This window comes from Marinobacter sp. MIT932201, assembly GCF_047123295.1.
GTDB lineage: Bacteria > Pseudomonadota > Gammaproteobacteria > Pseudomonadales > Oleiphilaceae > Marinobacter > Marinobacter salsuginis.
The window spans coordinates 3,500,934-3,525,512 of record NZ_CP138917.1 but is presented as its reverse complement, the minus strand read 5'-3'; the positions used below and the strand labels follow the sequence as shown (position 1 = coordinate 3,525,512).

The 24,579-nt window shown below is 53.3% G+C and carries 19 protein-coding genes; 14 read left to right on the top strand and 5 right to left on the bottom strand.

What is annotated here, in order from left to right:
• The first annotated feature begins 9 nt into the window (after window positions 1-9).
• Window positions 10-1,419, top strand: a complete 1,410-nt coding sequence (locus SIC15_RS16245) for a hypothetical protein (RefSeq protein ID WP_412536461.1) — start codon at window positions 10-12, stop codon at window positions 1,417-1,419.
• A 76-nt stretch (window positions 1,420-1,495) separates the two neighbouring features.
• A complete protein-coding gene (locus tag SIC15_RS16240; protein ID WP_412536460.1) occupies window positions 1,496-1,882 on the top strand; it encodes a DUF302 domain-containing protein in 387 nt (128 codons plus the stop codon).
• A 76-nt stretch (window positions 1,883-1,958) separates the two neighbouring features.
• Here SIC15_RS16240 and SIC15_RS16235 read toward each other — a convergent pair whose 3' ends face one another.
• Together SIC15_RS16235 and SIC15_RS16230 are read right to left on the bottom strand one after the other, a co-directional pair.
• Window positions 1,959-3,074 (bottom strand): phospholipase D-like domain-containing protein, encoded by a 1,116-nt coding sequence (locus SIC15_RS16235; protein ID WP_412536459.1) that lies wholly within the window; start codon window positions 3,072-3,074, stop codon window positions 1,959-1,961.
• A 2-nt stretch (window positions 3,075-3,076) separates the two neighbouring features.
• Window positions 3,077-4,117, bottom strand: a complete 1,041-nt coding sequence (locus tag SIC15_RS16230; RefSeq protein WP_136631551.1) for a type II glyceraldehyde-3-phosphate dehydrogenase — start codon at window positions 4,115-4,117, stop codon at window positions 3,077-3,079.
• Between the two features lie 374 nt (window positions 4,118-4,491).
• Between SIC15_RS16230 and SIC15_RS16225 the strand changes: the two genes are divergently transcribed.
• From SIC15_RS16225 to SIC15_RS16190, 8 genes are all read left to right on the top strand, one after another.
• Entirely contained in the window at window positions 4,492-6,792 is a 2,301-nt protein-coding gene (locus tag SIC15_RS16225) for a copper-transporting P-type ATPase (RefSeq protein ID WP_227549457.1), read from the top strand.
• 119 nt (window positions 6,793-6,911) lie between these two features.
• Window positions 6,912-7,919 carry a hydroxyacid dehydrogenase gene (locus SIC15_RS16220; protein ID WP_136631401.1) on the top strand — a complete coding sequence of 336 codons (1,008 nt, stop codon included), beginning with the start codon at window positions 6,912-6,914 and terminating at the stop codon, window positions 7,917-7,919.
• 14 nt (window positions 7,920-7,933) lie between these two features.
• Entirely contained in the window at window positions 7,934-8,623 is a 690-nt protein-coding gene (locus SIC15_RS16215; RefSeq protein ID WP_227549446.1) for a lycopene cyclase domain-containing protein, read from the top strand.
• 16 nt (window positions 8,624-8,639) lie between these two features.
• Window positions 8,640-10,223, top strand: a complete 1,584-nt coding sequence (locus SIC15_RS16210; RefSeq protein ID WP_136632124.1) for a BCCT family transporter — start codon at window positions 8,640-8,642, stop codon at window positions 10,221-10,223.
• Window positions 10,224-10,372: 149 nt separating this feature from the next.
• On the top strand, window positions 10,373-10,618 hold the full coding sequence (locus tag SIC15_RS16205; RefSeq protein ID WP_136632125.1) for a methyltransferase family protein: 246 nt from the start codon (window positions 10,373-10,375) through the stop codon (window positions 10,616-10,618).
• Between the two features lie 43 nt (window positions 10,619-10,661).
• A complete protein-coding gene (locus SIC15_RS16200) occupies window positions 10,662-11,582 on the top strand; it encodes a DMT family transporter (protein ID WP_136632123.1) in 921 nt (306 codons plus the stop codon).
• A 564-nt stretch (window positions 11,583-12,146) separates the two neighbouring features.
• Entirely contained in the window at window positions 12,147-13,565 is a 1,419-nt protein-coding gene (locus tag SIC15_RS16195; protein WP_136631492.1) for a hypothetical protein, read from the top strand.
• A gap of 80 nt (window positions 13,566-13,645) precedes the next feature.
• Window positions 13,646-15,001: a hypothetical protein gene (locus SIC15_RS16190; RefSeq protein WP_374964489.1), complete on the top strand. Its 1,356-nt coding sequence runs from the start codon at window positions 13,646-13,648 to the stop codon at window positions 14,999-15,001.
• A gap of 146 nt (window positions 15,002-15,147) precedes the next feature.
• On the opposite strand, the gene SIC15_RS16185 is transcribed toward SIC15_RS16190, so the two are convergent.
• Window positions 15,148-15,354: a hypothetical protein gene (locus SIC15_RS16185; protein ID WP_136632540.1), complete on the bottom strand. Its 207-nt coding sequence runs from the start codon at window positions 15,352-15,354 to the stop codon at window positions 15,148-15,150.
• A gap of 523 nt (window positions 15,355-15,877) precedes the next feature.
• Here SIC15_RS16185 and SIC15_RS16180 point away from each other — a divergent pair.
• The 3 genes from SIC15_RS16180 to SIC15_RS16170 are packed head-to-tail and all read left to right on the top strand — an operon-like array spanning window position 15,878 to window position 21,578.
• A complete protein-coding gene (locus SIC15_RS16180; RefSeq protein ID WP_374964493.1) occupies window positions 15,878-17,104 on the top strand; it encodes a TolC family protein in 1,227 nt (408 codons plus the stop codon).
• Between the two features lie 5 nt (window positions 17,105-17,109).
• Entirely contained in the window at window positions 17,110-18,456 is a 1,347-nt protein-coding gene (locus tag SIC15_RS16175; RefSeq protein WP_136630109.1) for an efflux RND transporter periplasmic adaptor subunit, read from the top strand.
• Window positions 18,453-21,578 (top strand): efflux RND transporter permease subunit, encoded by a 3,126-nt coding sequence (locus SIC15_RS16170; RefSeq protein ID WP_153637246.1) that lies wholly within the window; start codon window positions 18,453-18,455, stop codon window positions 21,576-21,578. Before SIC15_RS16175 ends, SIC15_RS16170 begins: the two co-directional genes overlap by 4 nt.
• Before the next feature lie 272 nt (window positions 21,579-21,850).
• Here SIC15_RS16170 and SIC15_RS16165 read toward each other — a convergent pair whose 3' ends face one another.
• A complete protein-coding gene (locus tag SIC15_RS16165; RefSeq protein ID WP_136630110.1) occupies window positions 21,851-23,176 on the bottom strand; it encodes an ATP-binding protein in 1,326 nt (441 codons plus the stop codon).
• Window positions 23,166-23,831, bottom strand: coding sequence for a response regulator transcription factor (locus tag SIC15_RS16160; RefSeq protein ID WP_136630111.1), 666 nt, complete (start codon window positions 23,829-23,831; stop codon window positions 23,166-23,168). The genes SIC15_RS16165 and SIC15_RS16160 overlap by 11 nt, the downstream gene beginning before the upstream one ends.
• A gap of 200 nt (window positions 23,832-24,031) precedes the next feature.
• Here SIC15_RS16160 and SIC15_RS16155 point away from each other — a divergent pair, with 200 nt between their 5' ends.
• Entirely contained in the window at window positions 24,032-24,562 is a 531-nt protein-coding gene (locus tag SIC15_RS16155) for a cupredoxin domain-containing protein (protein ID WP_374964497.1), read from the top strand.
• The last annotated feature ends 17 nt before the right edge of the window (window positions 24,563-24,579 follow it).

Sequence of the window (24,579 nt, the reverse complement as noted above, 5' to 3'; positions counted from 1 at the left end):
AGGGCGTGGATGAACACCAGAAGCCTGCTCTGGGGCATGTTGCTGGCGGGTATCGTTCTCGGTGCAGCGCCCGGGGCGCTATGGGCGGCCGCGCCCGAGCTGCCGGAGGGGCTGGGTGCGCCAGCCAGTGATACCGCAGAACCGGCCCTGCCAGCGGGCCTCGGGGGTGAGACCGGAGCAGAACAGACCACCGACCGATCGGCTGCGGCGGCGCTGCCATTTCGTCTGCGCGGCTTCTGGGAGGCCCGCGGCGGAACCCGGCTGGGCGATGATCCTCACCAGCGCGATCTCTCCATCGCCGAAACCCGGTTGCAGCTCGAGGCGGAGAAGTATTTCAAGGGAGTAACGCTGCGCCTTACCGGCGATTTTCTCTATGACGACCTGGACGATGATCGGTCGGTGGACCTGGAATCGGGTGAGGGCGCGTTCGACCTGCGCGAGGCCAGCCTGGTGTTTTCGCCGAGCGCGGATACCGATGTCAAGCTGGGGCGCCAGATACTAACCTGGGGAACCGGCGACCTGGTGTTCATCAACGATCTGTTTCCCAAGGACTGGGTCTCGTTTTTTATCGGCCGCGATGTGGAGTACCTCAAGGCGCCCTCGGACGCGCTGAAGGTTTCGGCTTTTTCCAGCTGGGCCAATCTTGACCTTGTCTACACCCCCCGGTTTGACGCGGATCGCTTCATCGACGGTCGCCGTCTCTCTTTCTTCAACACGGGGCGAGGGCGGCTGACCGGGCGCGATGCGGTTGTACTGGCGGAGCGCCCGGCAGAGGTGTTCGAAGACGACGAGTGGGCCGCCCGGCTGTACCGTAACCTTGGCGCCTACGAGGTCGCGCTCTACGGCTACGACGGCTTCTGGAAGAGTCCGGCCGGGGCTGAGCCGGCCAGCGGCAGGGCCACGTTTCCTCCGCTGTCGGTGTTCGGCGCGAGCCTGCGCGGACCGGTGGGAGCGGGCATCGGCAACGTCGAACTGGGCTACTATGACTCCCGTGCCGACCGTGATGGCGACGATCCTACGGTGCGCAACAGCGAGCTGCGCCTGCTGCTCGGCTATGAACAGGAGATCGCCCGTAACCTGACCCTGGGTCTGCAGTACTATCTGGAGCGCATGGGCGAGTTTGAGGCCTACCGGCGGACCTTGCCGTCCGGTACCCCGGTGCGGGACGAAAATCGCCACGTCCTCACCCAGCGGCTGACCTGGCTGACACACAGCCAGAATCTGGAGTGGTCGTTGTTCCTGTTTTACTCGCCCTCGGACCAGGACGCCTACCTGCGCCCCCGGGTGGGCTATCAGGTTGATGACCATCTGTCTGTCGAGGCTGGGGGAAACCTGTTTTTCGGCGCCCGGGAGGAAACCTTCTTTGGTCAGTTTCAGGATAACAATAACCTGTACCTGGGAGTGCGCTATGGGTTCTGAAAAAGGCGAGGCTTTGACATCCGAGTGCTGGCTCAGTTGTGCCCTGCTCGGTTTACCTGGAGAAAAGGAGATGTATATGTCGTACACAATGAATCGCATTATTCAGAATGCAGAGTTCGAGACCGTGGACGAGCGAACCCGCGAGGCCCTGGCCGATCAGGGGTTCGGGGTTTTGACGGAAATAGACGTCAAGATGACCATGAAAAAGAAACTGGACAAGGATATGCCCGCCTACCGAATTCTTGGTGCCTGCAATCCAGCCATGGCATGGGAGGCAATTGGCGTAGAACCTCGGGTCGGTGCTATGTTGCCGTGCAATGTCATCCTGCGCGAGACTCCGGAGGGTGTTGAAGTCAGTGCTGTTGATCCCGTCTCATCCATGGCAGCGATCGAGAATGAGCAGCTCAGGAAAATTGCCGCTGAGGTGAAAGGCAGGCTGTCTGAGGTTATCAAGGCGGTCTGACTCAACGAGTATCAACGTACCCGCTGTGTCTTTAATTCATGCCGCAACGCTTGGCCGGGCCCTTGGCTCGGCCCGCTTACAGCCACCTGCGCAGCAACAGCCCAAGCGTGTCATACGCGCCTTTTATGAATCCGCGGTGTTTCCAGGCGATGCCAGTAATTTCACGGGCATCGCGCAAGTCCGTTATGAACTCGTTTCTTAACTGGCCATTCAGGGCTTCGTTTTCGGAGATCAATGTCAGTTCATAGTTAATAAACAAACTTCTGTAGTCGAAGTTTGCTGTCCCTATGCTCCCCCAGGCATCGTCAACGAGCAGCACTTTGGAATGCAATAGCCGGGGCGTGTACTCGAATACCCGAACGCCGTGTTCCAGTAGTTCTCGGTAAAAGGCGCGGGCAGCCCACTGCGCGGGAATCGAGTCGGTCTTTTCGGTGGTCAGAATCCGCACGTCGATCCCCCGGCGGGCCGCGAGCACAAGTTGTTTGCGCAATCCACGATCCGGCACGAAATAAGGCGTCGCCAGCCAGATTCGGTCTGACGCTCCGGCCAGTTGCTCCTTGATGGCACACCGCAACTGAACGCGACAGGCGCGAGTTGTATTGGGGATGATCCGATTGTTCCCGACTGTAGGGTTGTCTGGGTTCCATTGTGTGTCGCCGCACCAAAAGGCGTCGAACAGGGCGTCAGCCTCTTTGGCTAGGGGACCATTAATGCGCACATGCATATCGCGCCACCGCTGGGGGCCATAAAAGCGCCTTGAGCCCTCGCGATGAATGTTGAACCCGCCGACATACGCCGTTTCACCGTCAACCACCAGCAGTTTACGATGATCGCGACGGTTATAGCGAAGTGGGTGCCGCCAGCTCCAGCTGTGAAAGCGCTGCAGACGAACGCCGGCGGCCCTGAGCTGGCGACGGTGCTGCCGCGTAAGCACGCCGCTTGAGCCCAGCGCATCGACATGAATGCGCACGTCGAGATCCTGGCGGGACTGCTTCATCAGTTCATCGAGCAGATGCGCCCCCACCTCGTCCGCTGCAAGGATATACGAAGCGAGAAAGATACGCCGGGTGGCGGTACGGATCGAGCGGGCCATATCCGCATAGAGTTCGTCTCCCTCGCCGAATAGCCTGAACACATTCTTCACGGCTCCGCCCTCCGGTTCACAGGCGTCGCCGCCGGGGCCGGTGTTCATCTCTACAGGCCCAGGGAGCCGATACCCAGGCTGTCGTTGGTGTTCCTGATCGAGGTTTCCGCATCGCGTTCAGCCCCGGTAAGTGCGCGTATGGCATCGATGGTTTCCGGAACAACAATCGCCTGGTTGTCGACCATATAGGCATAGAACAGCTCGTTACCCTGCACCTTGAGCATGCCTTCCCACAGTGCGACTTCATACAAGCTGTCGTGGGGCCGGCCAAGATCGGCCATCAACTCCTTGACGCTGTTGATCGCGTCGAGGCCATCGCTGCTTCGGATAAGAGCAATGCGGGAAGAGGTGCGGAAGGCTTCGAGCACTTCGTCCTTGCTCGCATTACGTGTCAGTTGCACGGACCAGTAGTGGAGGTGGGCCAGCGTCTCCGGAACCTTGACCGCCATGGTTATCACATTCAGATCCGGGTCGACACATTGGGCATCCGGGCCCTGGTGGCTGGGGATCTCTGGCTCTGGCAGGAGGGTATTCATGATCCCGCCCAGATGACTCTCCCAGGGATCGGTGGCACGGCGCAGAAGGGTTCCCCGTGCCCGGTCCAACAGCCCATGGCGCTTGAGCGCTGACAGGGTGCGGATGATCGACGTTGTGTTGCATGAGACCACTCGCGTGCAGTTACGACCAACAGCACTGGCGTAGTTGGCCTCGGCCACGAATGAATGGCCTGTGCTTTCATGTGTCTCGCCGCCGTGGACAATGTACTTGAGGCCGAGTCGCCGGTAGGTTTCGATATTCTTGCTGGCTATGTGTTTTGGTGTGCAGTCCACCACGACATCCGCAGCTCCAAGTAAGTCGTCCAGCGTGCCGGAAACATCGAGCCCGGCTGCGCCCATGGCAGCAGCATGCTCTTCAGTTGCGCCGTACAGAGCATATCCTCTACTCAGAGCCGCTCTCACCCGCCAGTCCTGCGCGACATCAGCTACGCCTGCCACGGCCATGTCTTTCTGTGCCGCAACGGCCTGGGCCACTCGCTTGCCGATAACCCCATAACCATTGACCGCCACGCGAATAATTCTCTGACTGAACATCTTTTGAATCTCCCGGTTTCTGAAGAAGAGCGAACGAATTCAAAAACTATTTAGATGACCAGATTATAGACAAAGACTGAATTCCAACTGAAAGCCGGGTTGACTTACAGCGAAGTGCAATGGCTTTGGCGAAAATCTGATGTTGATCAAAAAAATACAAGGCGTTTAAGTGCTTTTCAGGTTCAGTTCATCCGGCTGTAGTGGAATAGACTCCGACGGTATGGCTGCTCCATTGCCGGGACCAGGTCGAACCTCAAGGGGATCGCGTGGTATGAAACCATCGAAAGGATGATCGGAAGATGTCTGCGAAAGAAAACAGTTCTGGTATCAAAGATCGGGTAGGGACGGAGTCGAAGGGGCAGTTCACCTGCCCGATGCACCCGGAGGTGATATCTGATCAGCCTGGGAATTGCCCGAAATGCGGGATGCATCTTGTGCCTGTGGAACAAGAAGGCGTGAATTCTTATTCGGACCACTCCCACCATTGTTCCGGAGAGCATGAAAAACCGTCAGGCGATGAGCGAAAATATGATCGTGTGCCGCCTGGATATTCGGGTGTGGTCTACACCTGTCCCATGCACCCTCAAGTGCGCCAGAGCAAGCCCGGCGCCTGTCCTATCTGCGGTATGGGGCTGGAAGCGGAGTCTGCCGCCGTTGACGATGAGGGGCCTAACCCCGAGTTGGTGGACTTCTCCCGCCGTTTCTGGGGAGCCCTGGTCTTTACGGTTCCCCTGCTGGTTCTGACCATGACCCCCTACGTCGGTATCATGGCCGTTCGCGAATTCTTTGGTGAGCGTTTGTCGCTCTGGATTGAGCTGGTGCTGGCCACTCCGGTAATTCTTTGGTCCGGCTGGCCCTTCTTTGTCCGGGGTTACAATTCGTTTCGCACAATGAACCTGAACATGTTCAGTCTTATTGGCATGGGGGTCGGGGCGGCCTACATCTTCAGCATCGTGGCGGTCCTCCTGCCGGGGATCTTTCCGGCAGGCTTCCGGGACTCCGAAGGCAACGTTGGCGTTTATTTTGAGGCGGCAGCCGTTATTGTCACGCTGGTCCTGCTGGGCCAGGTAATGGAGCTGAGGGCCCGTGAGGGCACCGGCAAAGCCATTCGTGCGTTGCTGGATATGGCCGCGAAAACGGCGCGTGTGATCCGGCCCGACGGCACCGAGAAAGAGGTCGCTCTGGAGGACGTGAAGGTCGGTGATCATCTCCGGGTACGCCCCGGTGACAAGGTGCCGGTGGACGGAGTTGTTGTTGAAGGCCGCTCTTCCATTGATGAATCAATGATTTCCGGGGAGCCGGTTCCGGTAGAGAAGGTCGAAGGTGACAAGGTAACCGGAGCCACCATCAACGGTACCGGAAGCCTGGTGATGGAGGCGACCCGGGTCGGGGCGGATACTATGCTCAGCCAGATCGTTGAAATGGTCGCCAATGCCCAGCGAAGTCGTGCGCCTATCCAGAAGTTTGCCGATATGGTGGCCGGCAAGTTCGTACCTGCCGTGATTGCCGTGGCAGCCTTGTCATTTGTGGCGTGGGCCATCTGGGGGCCGGCGCCAGCTCTGTCGTATGCACTCGTATCCGCGGTTGCGGTGCTCATTATCGCTTGTCCTTGCGCCCTGGGGCTGGCTACGCCCATGTCGATCATGACAGCAACAGGGCGCGGTGCCCAGTTGGGTGTGCTGATCAAGAACGCCGAAGCCCTGGAGCGTTTTGCAAAGGTAGACACCTTGATTGTCGATAAAACCGGTACGTTGACGGAAGGTAAGCCGAGACTTGTGTCGGTGCTGCCGGAAGCGGGGCATGACGAGACCGAGGTTCTCAGGCTGGCAGCCACACTGGAAAAAGGATCGGAGCATCCACTTGCCGAAGCCATTGTCTCTGGTGCCGAGGCGCGCAACGTGACACTTGGCAAGGCCGACGACTTTGAGGCGGTCACAGGCAAAGGGGTTAGAGGGGTTGTTGATGGCAAACCGGTCGCACTGGGTAATGCCAGGCTACTGCAGGAGCTGGGGCTGGACGGTGTCCATCTGACGGAAGTTGCCAATACCAGGCGCGATGAGGGTGAAACGGTCATGTTCGTGGTACTTGATGGCGCCGTAGCGGGTCTTGTCAGTGTTGCCGACCCCGTTAAGGAAACAACACCTGCTGCGCTGAGAGCGCTCCACGCCGCCGGTTTCCGCATCATCATGGCAACGGGTGACAATGAGCGCACGGCAAAGGCGGTGGCGGGTAAACTCGGTATTGATGAGATTCGTGCCGATGTACTGCCGGAGGATAAGGCAAATATCATTCGCGAACTTCAGAGTCAGGGACGCAAGGTAGCCATGGCTGGGGACGGAGTCAATGACGCACCAGCCCTGGCCCAGGCCGATGTTGGGATTGCTATGGGGACCGGCGCGGATGTCGCCATTGAGAGCGCTGGTTTTACGCTGGTCAAGGGGAATCTCGACGGTATTGTCCGTGCCAGACGACTGTCCCAGGCGACGATGCGTAATATCAAACAGAACCTGTTTTTTGCCCTGGTCTACAACGGCGCGGGCGTACCGGTGGCTGCGGGTGTGCTCTATCCATTCCTTGGCATCCTGATAGGGCCTATCTTTGCTGCTTTCGCGATGAGTGCCTCCTCGCTGTCCGTGGTGATGAACTCCCTGCGTTTGCGTCGGGAGAAAGTTTAGGCCCGAAACGGATATCCCGAAACGGATATATAGAACGACGGATCTCGCACTGATAGCCCTGTTCTTTGGCTTACAGTGGGAGAGGTCAGAGTAAAAGTGAGTATGGCCAGGGAAAGATAATGAAGATTGTTTTCTTTGAGGTGGAGAAGTGGGAGTGCGATATCCTGCAGCGGATCTGCTGCAACCATGAGGTGGTTTTCACGGATGAGGAGCTCGGAATAGACAACGTTCGTCTATACAGCGACGCCGATATCATCTCACCGTTCGTCCATTCGGCCCTGGATGGTTCGGTTCTTGAGTGCTTTGAGCATTTAGAGTTTGTCGCTACCCGGTCGACGGGCTATGACCATATCGACCTGGATTATTGCACCAGAAATTCTATTCCGGTCAGTAACGTTCCCGTCTATGGTGATCAAACGGTAGCGGAGCATGTCTTTGCGCTGCTCCTTGCCATTAGCCACAAGATTCCAGAGGCGATCAATCGCACTCGCAAGGGGGATTTTTCTCAGAGGGGGCTACAGGGATTCGACCTGCAAGGCAAAACCCTTGGAGTGATCGGCACCGGCGCCATCGGGAAGCGGGTCGTGGAGATAGCACGAGGATTCCGTCTGAACGTTCTGGCCTGTGACCCCAAACCGGATGCTGTATTTGCCGACCGACATGACGTGTCTTACGTTGATATGAATTGCCTTCTCGAGCAGTCCGATATTGTGACGCTGCACGTACCAGGCAGTCAATCGGCCACGCATCTTCTGTCGGACAGGGAATTCGCCCGGATGAAAGACGGGGTTGTCCTGATCAATACCGCTCGCGGCTCTATTGTTGACACCCGAGCTCTGCTGCACGCACTGGCGGATGGGAAAGTGTCAGCTGCCGGCCTGGATGTGTTACCGGATGAGCCCTCCATCAGGGAAGAGGCGGAACTGATCCGCTCTTTTTTCGACAAGAAACATGATCTGGAAACGCTGTTTGCCAACCACGTTCTGCAGCACATGAGAAACGTCATTGTCACACCGCACAGTGCGTTCAATACGAAAGAGGCTGTAGAAAGAATTCTCACCACTACCGGTGAAAACATTGTTGGCTTTATTGAGGGTGAGCCCCGCAATCTCGTGAACAAACTCTGAGTCAGGATAGTGTTATGCCGATGCTTTATACCTATATGACCTGGAGTACATTGTTAGTCGTGCTGTGGGGTGTGGTTTTCTTGTTTACCCGCAACAAGAAGAAAATGCTGACAATGAGCCTGGGTACGGCGCCCCTGGGGTTAACGGAGCCACTTTTTTACCCGGAGTACTGGAGCCCTCCAACGTTGTTCGGGTTAGGGGAAGCCTACGGCTTTGATGTGGAGAGTATTCTGTTCTCTTTCGCTGTGGGAGGCCTGGCCAGTACACTTTATGAACTCGGTTCTACCGCCAAAACAAAGTCAATGCCGGGAGATCGCAAACTGGGTAGAGAGCATCGGTTTCATGCATGGGCATTGACTTCGCCGGTTTTGGTCTTTGTCTTGCTGGAACTGACCACCAGTCTCAACCCAATATATACCGCCTCCATGGCGCTCTTGACCGGAGCCGTCAGCACCGTTGTTTGTCGAGTCGATCTTCTCGGCAGTGCAATAAAAGGTGCGGCCATATTTTCGCTGTTTTATTTTGTTTTTTTCAGCGCCATGAACTGGTCACATCCAAACTTTGTTGATCTTTACTGGAACAATGCAGCGATCAGTGGTTTAAGGATTTTTGGGGTTCCAATCGAGGAACTGCTCTTTGCCTCCACGTTAGGCGCTCTCTGGAGTAATTTCTACGAGCACCGCTACTGGCAGAGCAGGGTATAACAAAAGGCAAATCTATATGCGGAACGTTAAAGGCAATAGCCATCTCCTACACCCTATTCTGCCGTCGCTGTTCAGCATTGGCGCCATTGGTCTGACCCTCGCTGGCGCACTGATCTGGCAGTCGGAGTTTGCATACGCGCTTGCTTATGTATCCTCGTTCGTCGATGGTCTCCTGCGCTGGTGGTATGTGGCACTGGTTGCGTTTTTGACGGCATTTGTATTGTGGTTGGGGCTGGGCCGCTATAAGAACGTCCGTCTTGGTAAGGACTATGAGCAACCCGAATACCGGCTTTTCCCCTGGTTGGCGATGCTGTTTGCAGCTGGTACCGGGGTAGGGCTCCTGTTCTGGAGCATCGCCGAGCCGATTATGCACTTCCAGGGTAACCCCTTTACTTCAGAGGGCTTTACGCCTTCCGCAGCATCCACCGCAATTCAGCTGTCGTTTTTCCATTGGGGGCTAAACGGCTGGGCGATTTTTGCGTTGGTCGCTATTGCGTTCGGATACTTCAGTTACCGGCAAGACCTTCCGCTCGCACCTCGTTCGGCGTTGTTCCCGTTGATTGGCGAGAGAATCTATGGGTTCTGGGGGCATGTGGTTGACGCCCTCGCTGTTTTTGCCACCGTTTTTGGTCTGGCGACCACTCTGGGGCTCGGAGCTCGTCAGACCGGGACCGGCCTTAAGTGGCTTTTTTCCGTGGAGGCATCCATTTGGGTGGAGTTGTCGGTGGTCGCCGTGGTTACTGTGATCGCGACGATTTCGGTGGTGTCTGGGGTCAGAAGAGGTGTGAAGATACTGAGTGAGGTGAATCTTTGGCTGACGTTGGTTTTACTGGCCGCCTTTATGCTGATAGGACCCTTTGATTACATGGCCGGGTTGTTGGTGCAGGAAATCGGCGGTTACCTGGATAGCCTGTTGGCCATGACCTTCTATGTGGGGGCCAATGAGCCTGGAAACTGGCAGTCGACCTGGACAGTGTTTTTCTGGGGTTGGTGGCTGGCCTGGTCACCTTTTGTCGGGTTGTTTATCGCCCGGATATCCCGCGGTCGCACCCTGCGAGAGTTTGTTTTCGGGGTCCTTCTTTTACCAACACTGGTGACGTTTGTATGGATCTCGGTAATGGGGGGCGCTGCTCTCCATAGTGAACTCTTTAGTAACGGAGGTATTGTCGAGGCGGTCAATAAAGACATCGCCTACGCGCTTTTTGCAACGATCGAGCATATGCAAACGCTTGACTCCATTAAATTTGCCATGGGGCTGGTCGCTACACTCCTTATCAGCATTTACTTTATAACGTCTGCAGACTCTGGTGCATTGGTGGTCAATATCATTTTGTCAGGAGGGCAACCTGAGCCTCCTAAGGCGTCAAGAGCCGGCTGGGCCATTGCCAACGGGGTGTTGACCGCTGTATTGCTGGTGGCAGGAGGTATTGCCGTCCTTCAGGATGCGGTCATACTTGCGGCTTTGCCATTCTCACTGGTTATTGTTGCTATGACTGCCGGCCTCTTGAAGGCATTGCATCATGAGCCTCTGGCAGCACCCAGAGAAGGTTGTAAGCAACATCGCGCTGCTGAGCCGTGGACCGGAGCAGATAAACCTTGAGCGCCACCTGGGAGATATGCCCATCCTCCAGAATCGAAAAGCTGTTTGAGCCAACTGGAATTCGGGAAACATAAACTGGGTCTTTGGAGCATCATCAACTATGGCAAGTCGGCTGGGTGCCAAAGTGGCATGCCGTCTTTGCCGCTCCTATGACCGGGCTATATTCGTATGTTCGGCATCCACAATATGTAGGATTTGTTTTGATTATGTTTGGCTTCCTTCTGCAGTGGCCAACACTTATCACCTTGGCGATGTTTCCGCTTCTGCTTTTGATGTATGCACGGTTATCGCTAAAGAACGGCCTGGAGGCCGAACAAGCGTTCGGGGGCGCCTGGCAACACTATAATACCCCTCGATTTTTGCCACAGTTTCGCAAAGTAGGACGGCAGGCTTGAACGATAGCTCTACTCATTCGACGAGTAGATCAAGGAGCGGTTGGTGAATCAGTCACTGTCGATACGTGTAGTTGCCGGGATGATTCTCGTCGCCCTTCTTTGGGCGATCTGCTTCCCTTTTATTGTGGTGGGGTTGCCAGACGCGCCACCTTTGCTTTTTGCTGCTTTACGGGCATTTCTGGCAGGGCTGTGTCTGATCCTGATCGGTTTTACAAAAGGCAGTGGGCCCAGTTATTCGCTTCAGCAGCTCCTGATGCTGGCCGTAATTGGCTTCAGCTACACGGGTATGGGGCTTGGGGGTATGTTTCTTGGCGCTGGCAAACTGGGACCAGGACTTGCCACTGTACTTGCTAATGCACAACCGCTCTTTGCTGCGGTTCTCTCGTTTTTTATCGTCCGAGAGGTAGTTACAGGCCGAGTGTTTATAGGCCTTTTGATCGGTTTTATCGGTGTTGTTGTGCTTGCGATGCCCGAGATGGAGTTTGGGAACGCCAGATTTTCAGGGGCGGTCTATGTTCTTGGAGGTGCTATCGGGACCGCCATTGGAAACGTGCTCCTTAAATATCAGGCTGGTAGTGATGATATTTACTGGTCAATGGGGATTCAGCTTGTCATAGGTTCACTATTTTTGGGTATAGCATCTGCGAGCCTGGGCGAGCCCATGGAAATAGATTGGACCTGGTCGTTTACCACCGCAATCTTCGTTCTGGCTATCCCTGCGACTGCTTTGATGGTTGTGTTGTGGTATGCCTTGCTCGCTAGCGCCCCCTTGAACAGCCTGAATTCATTTACTTTTCTGACGCCGGTTTTCGGTCTGGTTATCGGAATGCTCCTGTTTGGTGAGACATTCAATACAGTCGAAATGATTGGGATAGGGATAACAATTGTCGGCTTGATTATCGTTGTAAAAGCGCCTCGAAAGCAGAGGTCGGCCCAGTCGCTGGGGAGGAAGCGCGGAGTGTAAACCGTGAGCCGATGAACAAGAGCCGGATACGAGGCGCTGCCAAGCAGGGCGAGCGGGCCGAAGGAGTGGGAGAGCGAACCCGCATGCCGGGTGGTGTGGGAGGGGCGTAACCTGTTTGTTCCCCCTGTCTCAATTGCTTGCTATTTTAGGTCCCAGTCTTGTGACGCCTTCGCACTCAAGGTCCAGAAGGCTAATTTTGCAAATGCCCATTGAATTACTGAGTGAAAAAAAGCCGCAACATCCTGCGGTGTTGCGGCGAATTCGAACGATAGCGACTATTGCAAGATGCACGTCACTGAAGGCTCCGACAGAAGCCTATGATGAGCAGCCCTGAGATTAGCTCATATTTTCCTGAAATGAATCTGAAAAATAAAAAGCCTTTTCGCATTACAGGTGTTCTCGCGTTTATACGACGGCCATCATTTACTATTACTTCGGTGTAATGCAGTTCCGGTTTAATTAGTTTTTCAGCTTCATTTAAGGGAGCTATGGTAAAGGTCAAGTAGCTCAAATTCTGTTGGGCTACAATAACAAGAGTCTCACGCCAGAGATTTTGGAGGATCTATGAAAACAACACGAAAACTAATCAGTCAGGGTGTTCTGGGGGCGCTTATAGCAGCAAATGGAGTGCCTGCCGCAATAGCGGTTGAGGTCCCCACGGCCTCAGGGATCAAGCTAGATATACTAACTCAAGGTAAATTCCAGCCAACCTATTTCTCCAATTTCGATCTGGACAGCAGTGTCGATGATGGTGCCACAGGAACTTCTGCGGGTGCTGTTCAGGTTGGAGACGAGCACGTCAGGGCTGAGGTCAGGCTTGGTGTAGTGGCGACTGGGGATAATTGGACCGGTAAGCTGCTTCTTGAGAATGACTTTGCCCTTGATGCGAATTCCGTTGATCGCGCATACCGAGGCGAAAGATTTGGTCTGGAGCAGGCGTTCTTCACTTATACCTTTGATCCGGCTTTTACCCTTCAGGGCGGCTGGACCTTCAAAAACCTGGACCTTGCCTCCGGCGGGCTTCTATACGGCGATGACCATCCCCTATTCGGCGCCACGGGAAAGACCTCTTGGGGCAGTTACGATGTTTACTGGATGCCAATAACTGATGGGTTGATTTCGAACATCCAGTCTCCCGGGGCCAACCCCGCCAACGGAGAGTTGGATTGGGATGTGTTTGCTTCAAAGTTTGATATCGATCTGGGGAGAGGTAGTCGTATTTCTCCGATCCTGACTTATAGCGACAACCAGCAGCAAGGTGCGAAAGCAACCTATTATGGTGTCGAATACATCGGGAATATTGGCGCCATGAAGATTCGGGCCGAGGCACTAGGTGTGACCGGGAGTTTCGACAACGGTGATGACATAAGCGCCTTTGCTGGCTACGCCGGGCTTGAGTACCCGCTTAGTGAATCCTTTAATCCCTTTATTGCACTACGAGTTGCCAGTGGGGATGACGACCCTGCCGATAATGATGTAGAGGGCTGGCTGGGTATTACAGACATCGGTAGATACTCGCCCCTGATTGGTATTGATGGCCAGTTCTTGGGGTGGCAGCCCAACTCAAACCAAGCGATAGCATCAGGCCTTTTCGGTCTCGCTCTTGATCAAGCTGGTCCTGGTGGCGCAGGGTACGGTGGTATCTCCAATGCCGGTACTGGTAACAACCCGGGCCAGATCATGCTCTCAGTTGGCAGTTCGGGAAATTTGGCGTCGATCTCGCCAAAGCTGTCTTATCAGGCGCAGATTTTCCCGATGTGGTTCCAGCAAACGGGGGGGCTTGAGACGCTCAGCACTGCCAGTGGGTCTGTGGATAGTTATGCCGGTACCGAACTGGATGTGGCTGTAAAATACCAGGCCAACCAGTATTTTGCTCCAAGACTGGTGCTCTCCAGTTTCCTGCCAGGCAAAGGCGTTGAGGACGCAACTGGTGCAGACGATGCAGCTTATGTTGCAATGCTCGAACTGAACTGGAATTACTGATCCCAGGGAACTAATTGCGACTGGAGGTAATGGGATTGAGGCGCCGGAGACGGGGCCTCAATTTTTTTGAGGGGCATATTATGAAGCCAATTTCCGTGATCTTTCTTGTTTTTTTTGCAGTGTCAGGTGCTCAGGCTCAAGGCTACGACTTACCCTTGGACTCGCTGTCGGAATGGGCGGGAGAGAGGAGTATCAGGATCGTATCGAATATTGATGGCCTGAATACCGACAAAGAGTTTCTTGCACTATTGGGTCGGCTCAATGTTGAGGGATTCGATGTTAAGTTTGGCGATTCCGGATCCACCGATGAAGGGCTGATTCTGGAGGTTCTTCAGGTCAGCGATAAGATTGCAGTGTCAATTAAGTCCACCGATGCTCAAAGATATTTACTTTCCGTCTTGATTGACGAGGGCGATCAAAGTGGAGGTGAAGTGCGAGAGGGGGGTGATTTTCGCGGCGTCCTTCCTTTGCCAGCAGATTTCAATCCGAAAATGGTTGAGGCGCTCCCCACGTCGAACCGCGAAGGCGGTGAACTGGTTTTTCTGTCAGATTCCACATTGGTGCTCGGCGTCTTCGATGAAAACAGGATAAAAAGAGTTGATGCGCTAACATCTAACATCAAAAATTCGAAAGCGATTTTCTTGTCGGTTGGTCAGTCAGACTCAGATCCGAATCCGGAGGTCGCTGTAGTATGGGGTCAGGACCGAGATATTTCAGGCAAGGGGCAATATACGAAGGTCTTCTCTCAACTCTTTGAAATATCTGGGGAAAAGTTGCAGGAAGAAACCAAAAAATCGGAGAACACTGCTTTACGGTTTATCAACAATCGACTGTACTCCCAGCGATACGACTTTTTGCATGGTGACATTGGAAAACTAACATCAGCTTCTGAGGAGGGAAAGGATGTTCTGGATGATTCAATGTTTTTGTCTAATGCTGAGAATATGATTTTCTCCATTTTCCCTATTGATAGCACAGTCTCTATTGTGGTGAATGAAGACAGTCTTGAATTGCGGGACCGTGGCTGGGAGTCCTGGCCACGGCTAGACTTGGGCAAGGTTTCGTCGCCAAGGCTAACTAAACGCTTGGAGGATAGGGAAATCACTACATCACCTGATTACGCCTTTTCCGTTAACGAGGAGCATCTGTCTATTCCCAGGAAGGTGGTCGTTAATAATGGATCTGTTTTGACCTATCTCAGAAAGAGAAGGTCGGGTTTTTCTGGGTTAGCTCCCGCTTCAGGGTCAGATACGTTAATCAGAGCGCGCTGGGATAATGATGAACCCGAATCGGGGTTTGCAGTTTTCCCTATGCATGAATTAAGTTCCTTTATTATTGATTTTTCATATGTGAAAGCTAAAGGGAAATATCGGCTAATAATATTGGCTAATGAAGAAAATGATAGTCAAGGCGCAAGTCAAATATACATCTATTGATTTTTTAAGGTTTGCAGTACAGTAACAAATTAATCGCCAAAATCCCAGTAAAACTATCATATGGCCAGTCATGTTATTTCATGACTGGCAACACTCTTTGTATGAGAAGCAAGCTTAGCTTGTTAGCTCTGTAGGAAAGACACGTACTAGTCGTCAATTGAATCTGCTAGTCCCGCCTCCTTCATTTGCTCGTGTAATTTTTGATGCTTCAGGCAGAGTTCTTGCCTGTCAGTTGTTTCCACGGTCTTGTTTGGATAGCTCCTTGCCTCGTTAATCCTGTCGGCTAAACCATCTGCGAAGGCAGAAGAAGTAAACAGTGCTGTGATTGCGATGGCTGTAATGATGCTCTTCATAACTAACTCCTTACTCTGTTGCTGTAAGCTCATTTAACTGGGGGCTTACCGTCATCTGTGTTTTCACCCAATTCCGGGGTTCTAGTAAATGCCGCTGAAGACTACCAGTGGTTTTTCTAATCTCATTTTCTGGACGTTAGCTTCTACTTCATTTCTTTATTTTTCAGAATACCTTCATTAATTTGATCGTTGTTCATTCTTTTGTGGATCTATTTCATCTCCTGGCTCACTTATTGATTCTATTAAATCATTGGTTCCTGAAACCTGGCTGAAAAAAAACAATAATTTTGATTGGCGATTTTATAATTCTTGTTGAGCATAAGAATCGTTGAGCCAGATCAAAACAATATCAATTGATGGGTAATTTCAGCTTCGTTTCAGTTTTGGTGTCTAATATAAGCGCTCACATGCTTTCCTCGGAGATCTCAAGTTGTCCATCCGCCCCTTTTTTATAAAGCCAGCTATTTTGGGTGTGTTGCTGTTTAGTAGCATTTCTGCGTGGGCCCAGCCCAGGCTGGAGCTCATGAGTGTCATCGAAGCAGCGACTGAAAACGATCCCTGGCTTGACCAAAGCTCTTATAAACAAAATGCGTTGATGGAGGAGTCTGTCGCTGAAGGCGCGCTTCCCGATCCCCGGGTAACGATCGGAGCGGCCAATCTACCTCTAGACACATTTGATACCAGACAAGAGCCCATGACTCAGGGAACGATTGGCGTTACTCAGCGAATCCCTCGAGGAGATAGCCTCCGGTTGGCTAGCGCAAAGAAAGAAGAGATGGCCGGTGTACAGCCTTACCTCCGCCAGAACCGCCGAGCACAGGTCACCGAAACGGTCACTCACCTATGGCTCGATTTATGGAGCTCCCAGGAAAGCATCCGCCTCATTGAACAGAACCGGGGGCTGTTCGAGCAATTGGCGGATGTTGCTGAAGCTGGATATACCTCCGCGACAATGGGCTCCAGACAACAAGATGTTATTCGTGCTTCGCTGGAGTTGACTCGCCTTGAAGATCGACTGACTGCTTTGCATACCCAGTTGGCTTCGAGCAGAGAAGCTCTTGGTGAATGGATTGGTTCCAGTCAGGCTCAACTCTCGGTCACTGAAAACATTCCTCCTCTGTTATTGGAAGACGTTTCCAACGGCTGGTCGGAGACGAGCGTGGAGTCTGTCATCCGTCACCCATCGATTCGTGCCACAGATCAACTGGTTGATGCCCAAGCCATCGACGTGGATCTTGCCAGGCAAGCTTACAAACCTGAGTGGTCGGTCTTCGCACAATACGGATATCGGGACAGAGCTCCGAACGGCCAGGACAGGGCAGACCTGTTTTCGATTGGTATTGGATTTGACCTGCCCATCTTCACGGGAAACCGGCAAGATCGACGCCTCAACGCTTCTGCAGCCAGACTGGAAGCCGAAAAGACGGATCGGGTTCTGAGAATCAGGTCGTTTCAGGCGAGGGCGCGCGCGGCTTTAGCCCGCATTGAGCGGTTGGATGATCGAATTGACTTGTATCAGCAAACTCTTCTACCGCAGATGGAAGAACAGGCCGGTGCCTCGCTGACCGCCTATAACAATGACGACGGTGATTTTGCTGAAGCGGTACGCGCAAGGATTTCCGAACTCAATGCCGAGGTCGAATTGATCCAGATGATGGCCGAGCGGGCCAAAACTCTGGCAAGTTTCCGTTATTTGACCACGGAGGCCTCAAACATTCCCTCCTTTTCAATGTCCCATTTGCAGGATTAATCATCATGGCTAATTTCGTTCGCCCATTGGGCTTCTTATTGCTTGGCGGGATTGCTGGCGTGGGTGCCGCCTATTGGCTTGCACCGGAAATGGCCTCCGTTCCAATCGCGAAGCGGGGGGATAATGAGGCAAAGGAACCGCTCTATTGGGTGGCACCCATGGATCCCAATTTTAAAAGCGACAAACCCGGAAAGTCACCTATGGGGATGGATCTGATTCCAGTGTTTGAGGATGCCGGGTCGGCTGAGGACCCGGTCGGTACCGTTCGTATTTCGCCTGCAGTGGTAAACAACTTAGGAGTTCGCACAGAGTCCGTCATCCAGGGGCGTTTGCCAAATACCATAACGACCGTCGGCTACGTCCAATATAACGAAGATGAAATGGCCCACGTACACCCCAGAGTAGAGGGTTGGATCGAAGCGCTCTACGTGAAAGCTGAGGGGGAGCCAGTCGAAAAAGGCAAGCCTCTGTATACCCTCTATTCGCCCACATTGGTCAATGCGCAGGAGGAGTTGCTTCTGGCCGTGAATCGGGGGAATCAGCGACTGATCAATGCTGCTGAGGAACGGTTGGCTGCTCTGAACGTGCCGGTCAGCCTGATCCGTCAACTGCGCCAGACCCGAGAAGTACAAAGAACCATGACCGTATACGCCCCAAGCTCCGGCGTGATCGACAATCTGAACGTTCGCGAGGGCATGTTTATAAAACCCGGGGACCGGGTTTTGTCAATTGCGGCGCTGGACGAGGTTTGGGTCATTGGCGAGGTGTTTGAAAGCCAGCTCTCTGCAGTAGAAGGCGATAGCCGGGTGGTGATGACCCTGGATTATATGCCCGGGCGCCAGTGGCTCGGAGAAGTGGACTATGTGTATCCCGAGGTTAATCCGAAAACTCGGACAGCCCGGGTCCGGATGCGCTTTGACAACTCCGACGGTGCCTTGTTGCCCGGGATGTTTGCTCGCCTGAAGGTCCAGGGGGGGCGGGGGCAAAGGCGCCTGTTGGTGCCGCGTGAATCGATCATCCGCACTGGGCAAAGCGACCGTCTGGTGGTGGCACTGGATCAGGGTGCTTTCAAATCCGTCAACGTCACTGTGGGGCGGATTGGTGATAAGTACGCGGAAATACTGGATGGTATCAAACCGGGCGATACTGTGGTGACCTCTGCGCAGTTCCTGATCGATTCCGAGTCCAGCAAGACCTCGGATTTTCAGCGAATGTCGACACCAGGCAGCAATACGATGGATTCACAGATGGACCATTCGGGGCACGCTATGGATCCGGAAAAAACGGAGCCCAAAGTCGAACCTGAGGTGATAGACCATAGTTCCATGAATCACGGCGGAGACGAATCATGATCGCTGCCATCATTCATTGGTCTGTGCGTAATCGTTTTCTGGTACTTCTGGCGACCTTGCTTATTACTGGACTTGGCCTTTACTCGCTGAACAAGACGCCGGTAGATGCCCTGCCGGATCTTTCGGATGTGCAGGTCATCATCAAAACCAGCTTTCCGGGTCAGGCACCACAAGTGGTGGAAGACCAGGTAACCTATCCTTTGACCACGGCCATGCTGTCGGTGCCGGGTGCCAAAACGGTCCGGGGCTACTCATTTTTCGGTGATTCCTATGTGTACGTGATCTTCGATGAAGATACCGACATGTACTGGGCTCGCTCCCGGGTGCTGGAGTACCTCTCCCAGGTGGCCCCGAGCCTTCCGGACTCGGCCCGGCCGCAGCTCGGGCCGGACGCCACAGGCGTTGGCTGGGTTTACCTTTACGCCTTGGTGGATCGCACCGGGAACAATGATCTCAGCCAGTTACGAAGCCTGCAGGACTGGTTTCTGAAATACGAGCTGCAGACAGTGCCGGGTGTGTCGGAAGTCGCCGCACTTGGTGGCATGGTGAAGCAGTACCAGGTCAAGGTCAGTCCGGAAAAACTCAGGGCGTTGGGAATTCCTCTTGCGCATATCCAGAACGCCATCAAAAGAGGCAATCAGGAAGTGGGCGCCTCTGTCATTGAAATGGCCGAGGCGGAATACATGGTGCGCACGTCCGGCTATATCCAGTCTCGCGAGGATTTGTTGTCGATTCCACTGGGGCTCGATAACAACGGCACCCCTGTTCTACTGAAAGACGTAGCCAGTGTTGAGGTCGGCCCACAGATGCGGCGCGGTATAGCGGAACTGAATGGGGAAGGGGAAACGGTTGGCGGTGTTGTCGTGATGCGTTTCGGCGAGAATGCCCAAGCCACCATCAATGGTGTAAAGGCGAAGCTGGAGGAACTGAAATCCAGTTTGCCGGAAGGTGTGGAGGTGGTCACGGTTTATGATCGCTCAGGCCTGATTGAGCGGGCGGTCAATAATCTTGGGTTCAAGCTGCTTGAAGAATTCCTGGTGGTGGGCCTGGTGTGCATGATCTTTCTGTTCCACGTCCGTTCGTCATTGGTGGCGATTCTCAGCCTGCCGGTTGGCATTCTGGCTGCCTTTATTGTGATGCATTGGCAGGGCATCAACGCCAATATCATGTCCCTCGGCGGGATTGCGATTGCGATCGGGGCGATGATCGATGGCGCCATCGTGATGATCGAGAACATGCACAAACACATGGAGCGAACTCCCTTAACCTCTGCGAATCGGTGGGAGGTCGTGGCCAAATCAGCCTCTGAGGTCGGCCCAGCCCTGTTTTTCTCTCTCCTGATCATCACTGTCAGTTTTGTGCCGGTGTTTGCGCTGGAAGCTCAGGAAGGACGGATGTTTGCTCCTCTGGCCTTCACCAAGACATACGCTATGGCAGCGAGTGCCGCTTTGGCGGTGACACTGGTCCCCGTGCTCATGGGTTATTTCATTCGTGGAAAAGTGCTTCCGGAACATAAGAATCCCGTGAATCGTTTGCTAGTCGGCGCCTACATGCCAGTCCTGAAGCTGGTGCTTCGATTCCCGAAAACTACAGTTTTGGGTGCACTGCTTGCATTGGTTGTGGGTCTCTGGCCGGCCACCCAAATCGGGAGTGAGTTCATTCCACCACTGGATGAGGGTGATCTGATGTACATGCCTACTACCTACCCGGGTATTTCGATTGGCAAGGCCCGGCAGCTCCTTCAACAAACCGACAAGTTGATTGCTACCGTACCGGAAGTTAAAACAGTGTTCGGTAAAGTAGGTCGGGCGGATACCGCGACTGATCCGGCACCGTTGACGATGATCGAAACCTTTATTCAATTGAAGCCCAGGGATGAATGGCGGGAAGGGATGACCACGGAAAAGTTAAAGCAGGAGCTCAATACCCTGATTCGTTTCCCGGGGGTAACGAACGCCTGGGTGATGCCCATCATCACCCGCATCGATATGCTGGCAACGGGAATAAAAACTCCAGTCGGTATCAAAGTGGCAGGGCCTGATCTTGCCGTTATCCAAGACATCGGAAAACGCCTTGAGGAAATCATGGTTGACATTCCCGGCACCGCCTCTGTTTATTCAGAGCGGGTTGCCGGTGGTCGATACATCAAGGCAGATATTGATCGTGAGCGTGCAGCCCGCTATGGATTGAACATAGCTGATGTTCAACAAGTTGTAGCTTCAGCGATTGGCGGCATTAACGTATCGCGAACGATTGAAGGGCTTGAGCGTTACCCGATTAATCTGAGGTATCCTCAGGACTACCGGGATTCTCCCGAGAAGTTGGAGCAGCTCCCGATAGTTACGTCGACGGGGCAGCGAATTGCGTTGGCCGATGTGGCCGATATCCGGGTCGAAGACGGTCCTCCGGCGATCAAGAGCGAAAACGCCCGCCTCAACGGTTGGACCTTTGTGGATATTGACGGGGTCGATGTCGGTACATACGTGGAAGAGGCCATGGCTACCGTGACCAAGGAGCTTGATTTACCCGCGGGCTATTCGGTTACATGGTCTGGCCAGTACGAATACATGCTGCGCGCCAAGGAAAAGCTGACCTATGTGGTTCCGCTGACGCTGGCAATTATCGTCATTCTGCTGTTCCTGAACTTCCGACGTTTTGCGGAAGTGGGCATCATCATGGGTACGCTGCCGTTTGCCATGATCGGTGCCATCTGGCTAATGTACCTTCTTGGCTATAATTTCTCGGTGGCGGTTGGCGTCGGCTTCATTGCTTTGGCGGGGGTAGCCGTGGAAATTGGTGTCATCATGTTGGTCTATTTAAATCAGTCCTACCAGGAAATGTTGGAAACATGTGAGGAGAAGGGGCTGACACCCAGGCTGGAAACCCTTCGTCATGCGGTATTGCACGGTGCCGGTTTGCGGGTGCGGCCGATCATGATGACAGCGGCCGCCATTATCGGAGGGCTGGTCCCTATAATGGTTGGTACTGGCACAGGTTCCGAGGTCATGGGACGGATCGCAGCACCAATGGTAGGGGGCATGATCACTGCCGTAATCCTGGCGCTGCTTGTGATACCTGTGGCTTATTATATGTGGAAAAGTCGGGGCCTGAACGAAGCTTGAGAATACGAACTGAGGCGGCCTGATCCGGGGGTGGAAGGTTCACTGAGTATGGTGTAGAAGTGCGTCAATGTCAGTGACACTATTCTTCTGCAATGGCAGGAGCGTTAGTGCCGAGCTTTTCGCCCGGATTCGTGCCGACCAGTCGGAACCGGTTGTGGGATTAGAATAAGGTTGGTCAAATTCGGGCATTGAGGCAAATTCAGGTCATTCCCTATTATTCTCAGGGATAATAGGGAATGACCGACTACAAGCTCGACAGTGCATACTGGACTCTAAAACTCAATCACGACCCGCAGTCCTCCACTGGGGCTATTCGAGAAAACGAGCTTCCCGCCATACCGGCTAACAATGTCTTGAACTATTGCAAGACCGAGCCCGTGGCCTGGGGTCTGTTGGTCCAGCCTTAGTCCCCTTTGGCCGAGCTTGCTTAATTCGGATTTGTCAACGCCGGGACCATCGTCTGTCACGACAATTCGCTTGGTGGGGCCGCGTTGTTCCAGCAATAGCTCAACCTCTTTGTGAGACCATTTCCCGGCGTTGTCCAGCAAGATTCCCAGTATTTCAGATAAGTCGTACTCTTCAATTGGCCAACGGATACTCTTCGGAAGTGAAGCGGAAAGCTCAAAGGATTTGTCGGGATACAGTCTCCCCATCATCCACACTAGATCCCTTGCTTTTTCTATTGGAAAAGAGCTTTTTCCGATGTGCGGGCCGGCAAACCGACTGCGGCGCATTTCCGCTTCAAGTTGCTTATCAATGTCGCTGAGGCGCACTGCTAGGTGTTGCCTTAATTCGCTATCTAGTGGTCTTGAGGTGTCTCCAAGAATTTGCTGTACCGCCGCAATCGGCGTTTTGACGCTATGTGATAGGTTTGCCAGTGCATCCCTGGAACGGTCCAGTCGTTGATCAAGCGAGTCAAGTAAATGGTTCAACTGTTCGACGAGAGGAAGAAACTCCTCGGGAACGCTCATATCAATGCGCGAAACCCTTCCATCTTGAAGTTTCTTAAGTGACGCCTTGAGTCGAGTGACAGACCGCATAGACAGATTGATGCCGAACCAGATTGCGCAAACCAATAACGAGATAAGTACGAGAGATGCGATCGCCGTCCAAGCATGCAGCTCTGTCTGACTATTCTTCAAGGCGCCAAGGTCTTCCCCAACAATAACCACAAACGGTTTTTCGCCCGCTATGAAGGAGCTTCGATAAGCCAGAATGTCTGATGGAGCCTCTGGCACTTCCGTGTTCTTTATCCGAATTATGCCCTCTTTTGCCGAATCGATGAGCGGCGCCAAAAGCGGTGCCCAAGAATCAGGAGAAATGACGGTCTCGGATTCGGAGTGCTGAACGAAAGCATGATGGAATACGCGCTGAAAGTAGTCGCCAGTCTTAAGGTCGTCGAAAGTACCGTCGCTATCTCGAATTTGGTGTTCTAGGAACGAAACCTCTTCTTTTAACCTGTCCTTGACAAATTCACGGGCCATCCTTTCCAGCAAGGTGCCATGAGCAAACCAGGCAATTGCCATCAAGGTAACACTTGCGGGCAGAAGTAACGCAAGCAGGGTGCCTTTTACAGACGCAGGTTTTTTAAACATCATCGTTAAACATATAGCCTTGGCCGCGTCGAGTCGAGATGGTGGAGTTTCCGACCAGTATTCTCAGTCTTCGAATGTACGCCTCGATAACGTTCGCACTCGGACTATCTTCTAGACTGTAAAGCTGCTCCAGTAATTGATCTTTTGAAAAGACATAGCCCGGCTTGCTCATCAGACAGCGCAGAAGACGAAACTCTGTTCCGGTTAGTAGATGATCAGGTCCATCATCCACCGACAAGCATTGACGATTCTCATCCAGTACGAAACGGCCTGCCTTTACCAGTGCGTTAGTTCTCCCTTCGCTTCTGCGAACAATGGCATTTAGTCTTGCTATTAACTCTTCGGTCTGGAAGGGCTTCGCAAGGTAGTCGTCTGCTCCAGCCTTCAGTCCGGCTACTTTGTCATGCCAGTCATCTCGCGCCGTCAAGATTAGTATGGGGAAATTTATATTTTTGGCGCGCAATTTTTTCACTATATCCAAACCGTTACCGTCAGGCAGTCCCAGGTCCAATATACCCACCTTATATTCTTCCTGTTCGCTCAGAACCATCGCCTCTTTTGCAGTGTAAGCTCGGTCCACGCTAAATCCTGACTTTTCAAGCTGTTGCGTAAGGCTGCGTGAGAGTAGTTGATCGTCTTCTACCAGTAGTAAGCGCATTTTTTTCCTTTTTTCTGGGCTATATCTGTGAACTAGACGTAGTGTCTTTCATGATCGTGAATTCAGCCTAAATTATTTTTTTTGAATTTTCAGTAAGAATTCAGGTTGGTAAGCGATGCTAGCGAACGATTCTGGACATCGATCAAGTTTCCTTGAAATGCGATTGATTGTTATTGAATGATTCCACAGGAGAAGCTGGTATGAATGCATCAAAACTTATGGTCGTCGGTGTAGCGCTTTCTTTGTCTGCAGGCGCTTTTGCCGGTGGTGTTCATGGTGGCGGTCACCATGGGGCTAGCAGCGGAGAGCCCGGTAAGGTTTCCGAGGTTGCGCGCACTGTCACCGTTGAAATGCACGACAACTATTATGTCCCTGAGAAAGTCACCGTCAAGCCCGGTGAAACCGTGCGTTTTGTTGTAAAGAACAAGGGCAACCTGGTGCACGAATTCAACATCGGAACCCCTTCCATGCATGAGGCTCACCAGAAAGAAATGATGATGATGGTCGAGCATGGCGTGATTCAGGGCGGCAAGCTGAACCGGGACATGATGACCATGGATATGGGGAACGGTAAAACCATGAAGCATGACGACCCCAACAGCGTTCTGCTGGAGCCTGGCCAAAGCAAGGAAGTTGTCTGGAAATTCTCCGATAAAGGCAATATCGAGTTTGCCTGCAACGTGCCCGGGCACTACCAGGCCGGTATGTACGGCGATGTTAATTTTGAATAATCCATTGCTATGAAGAT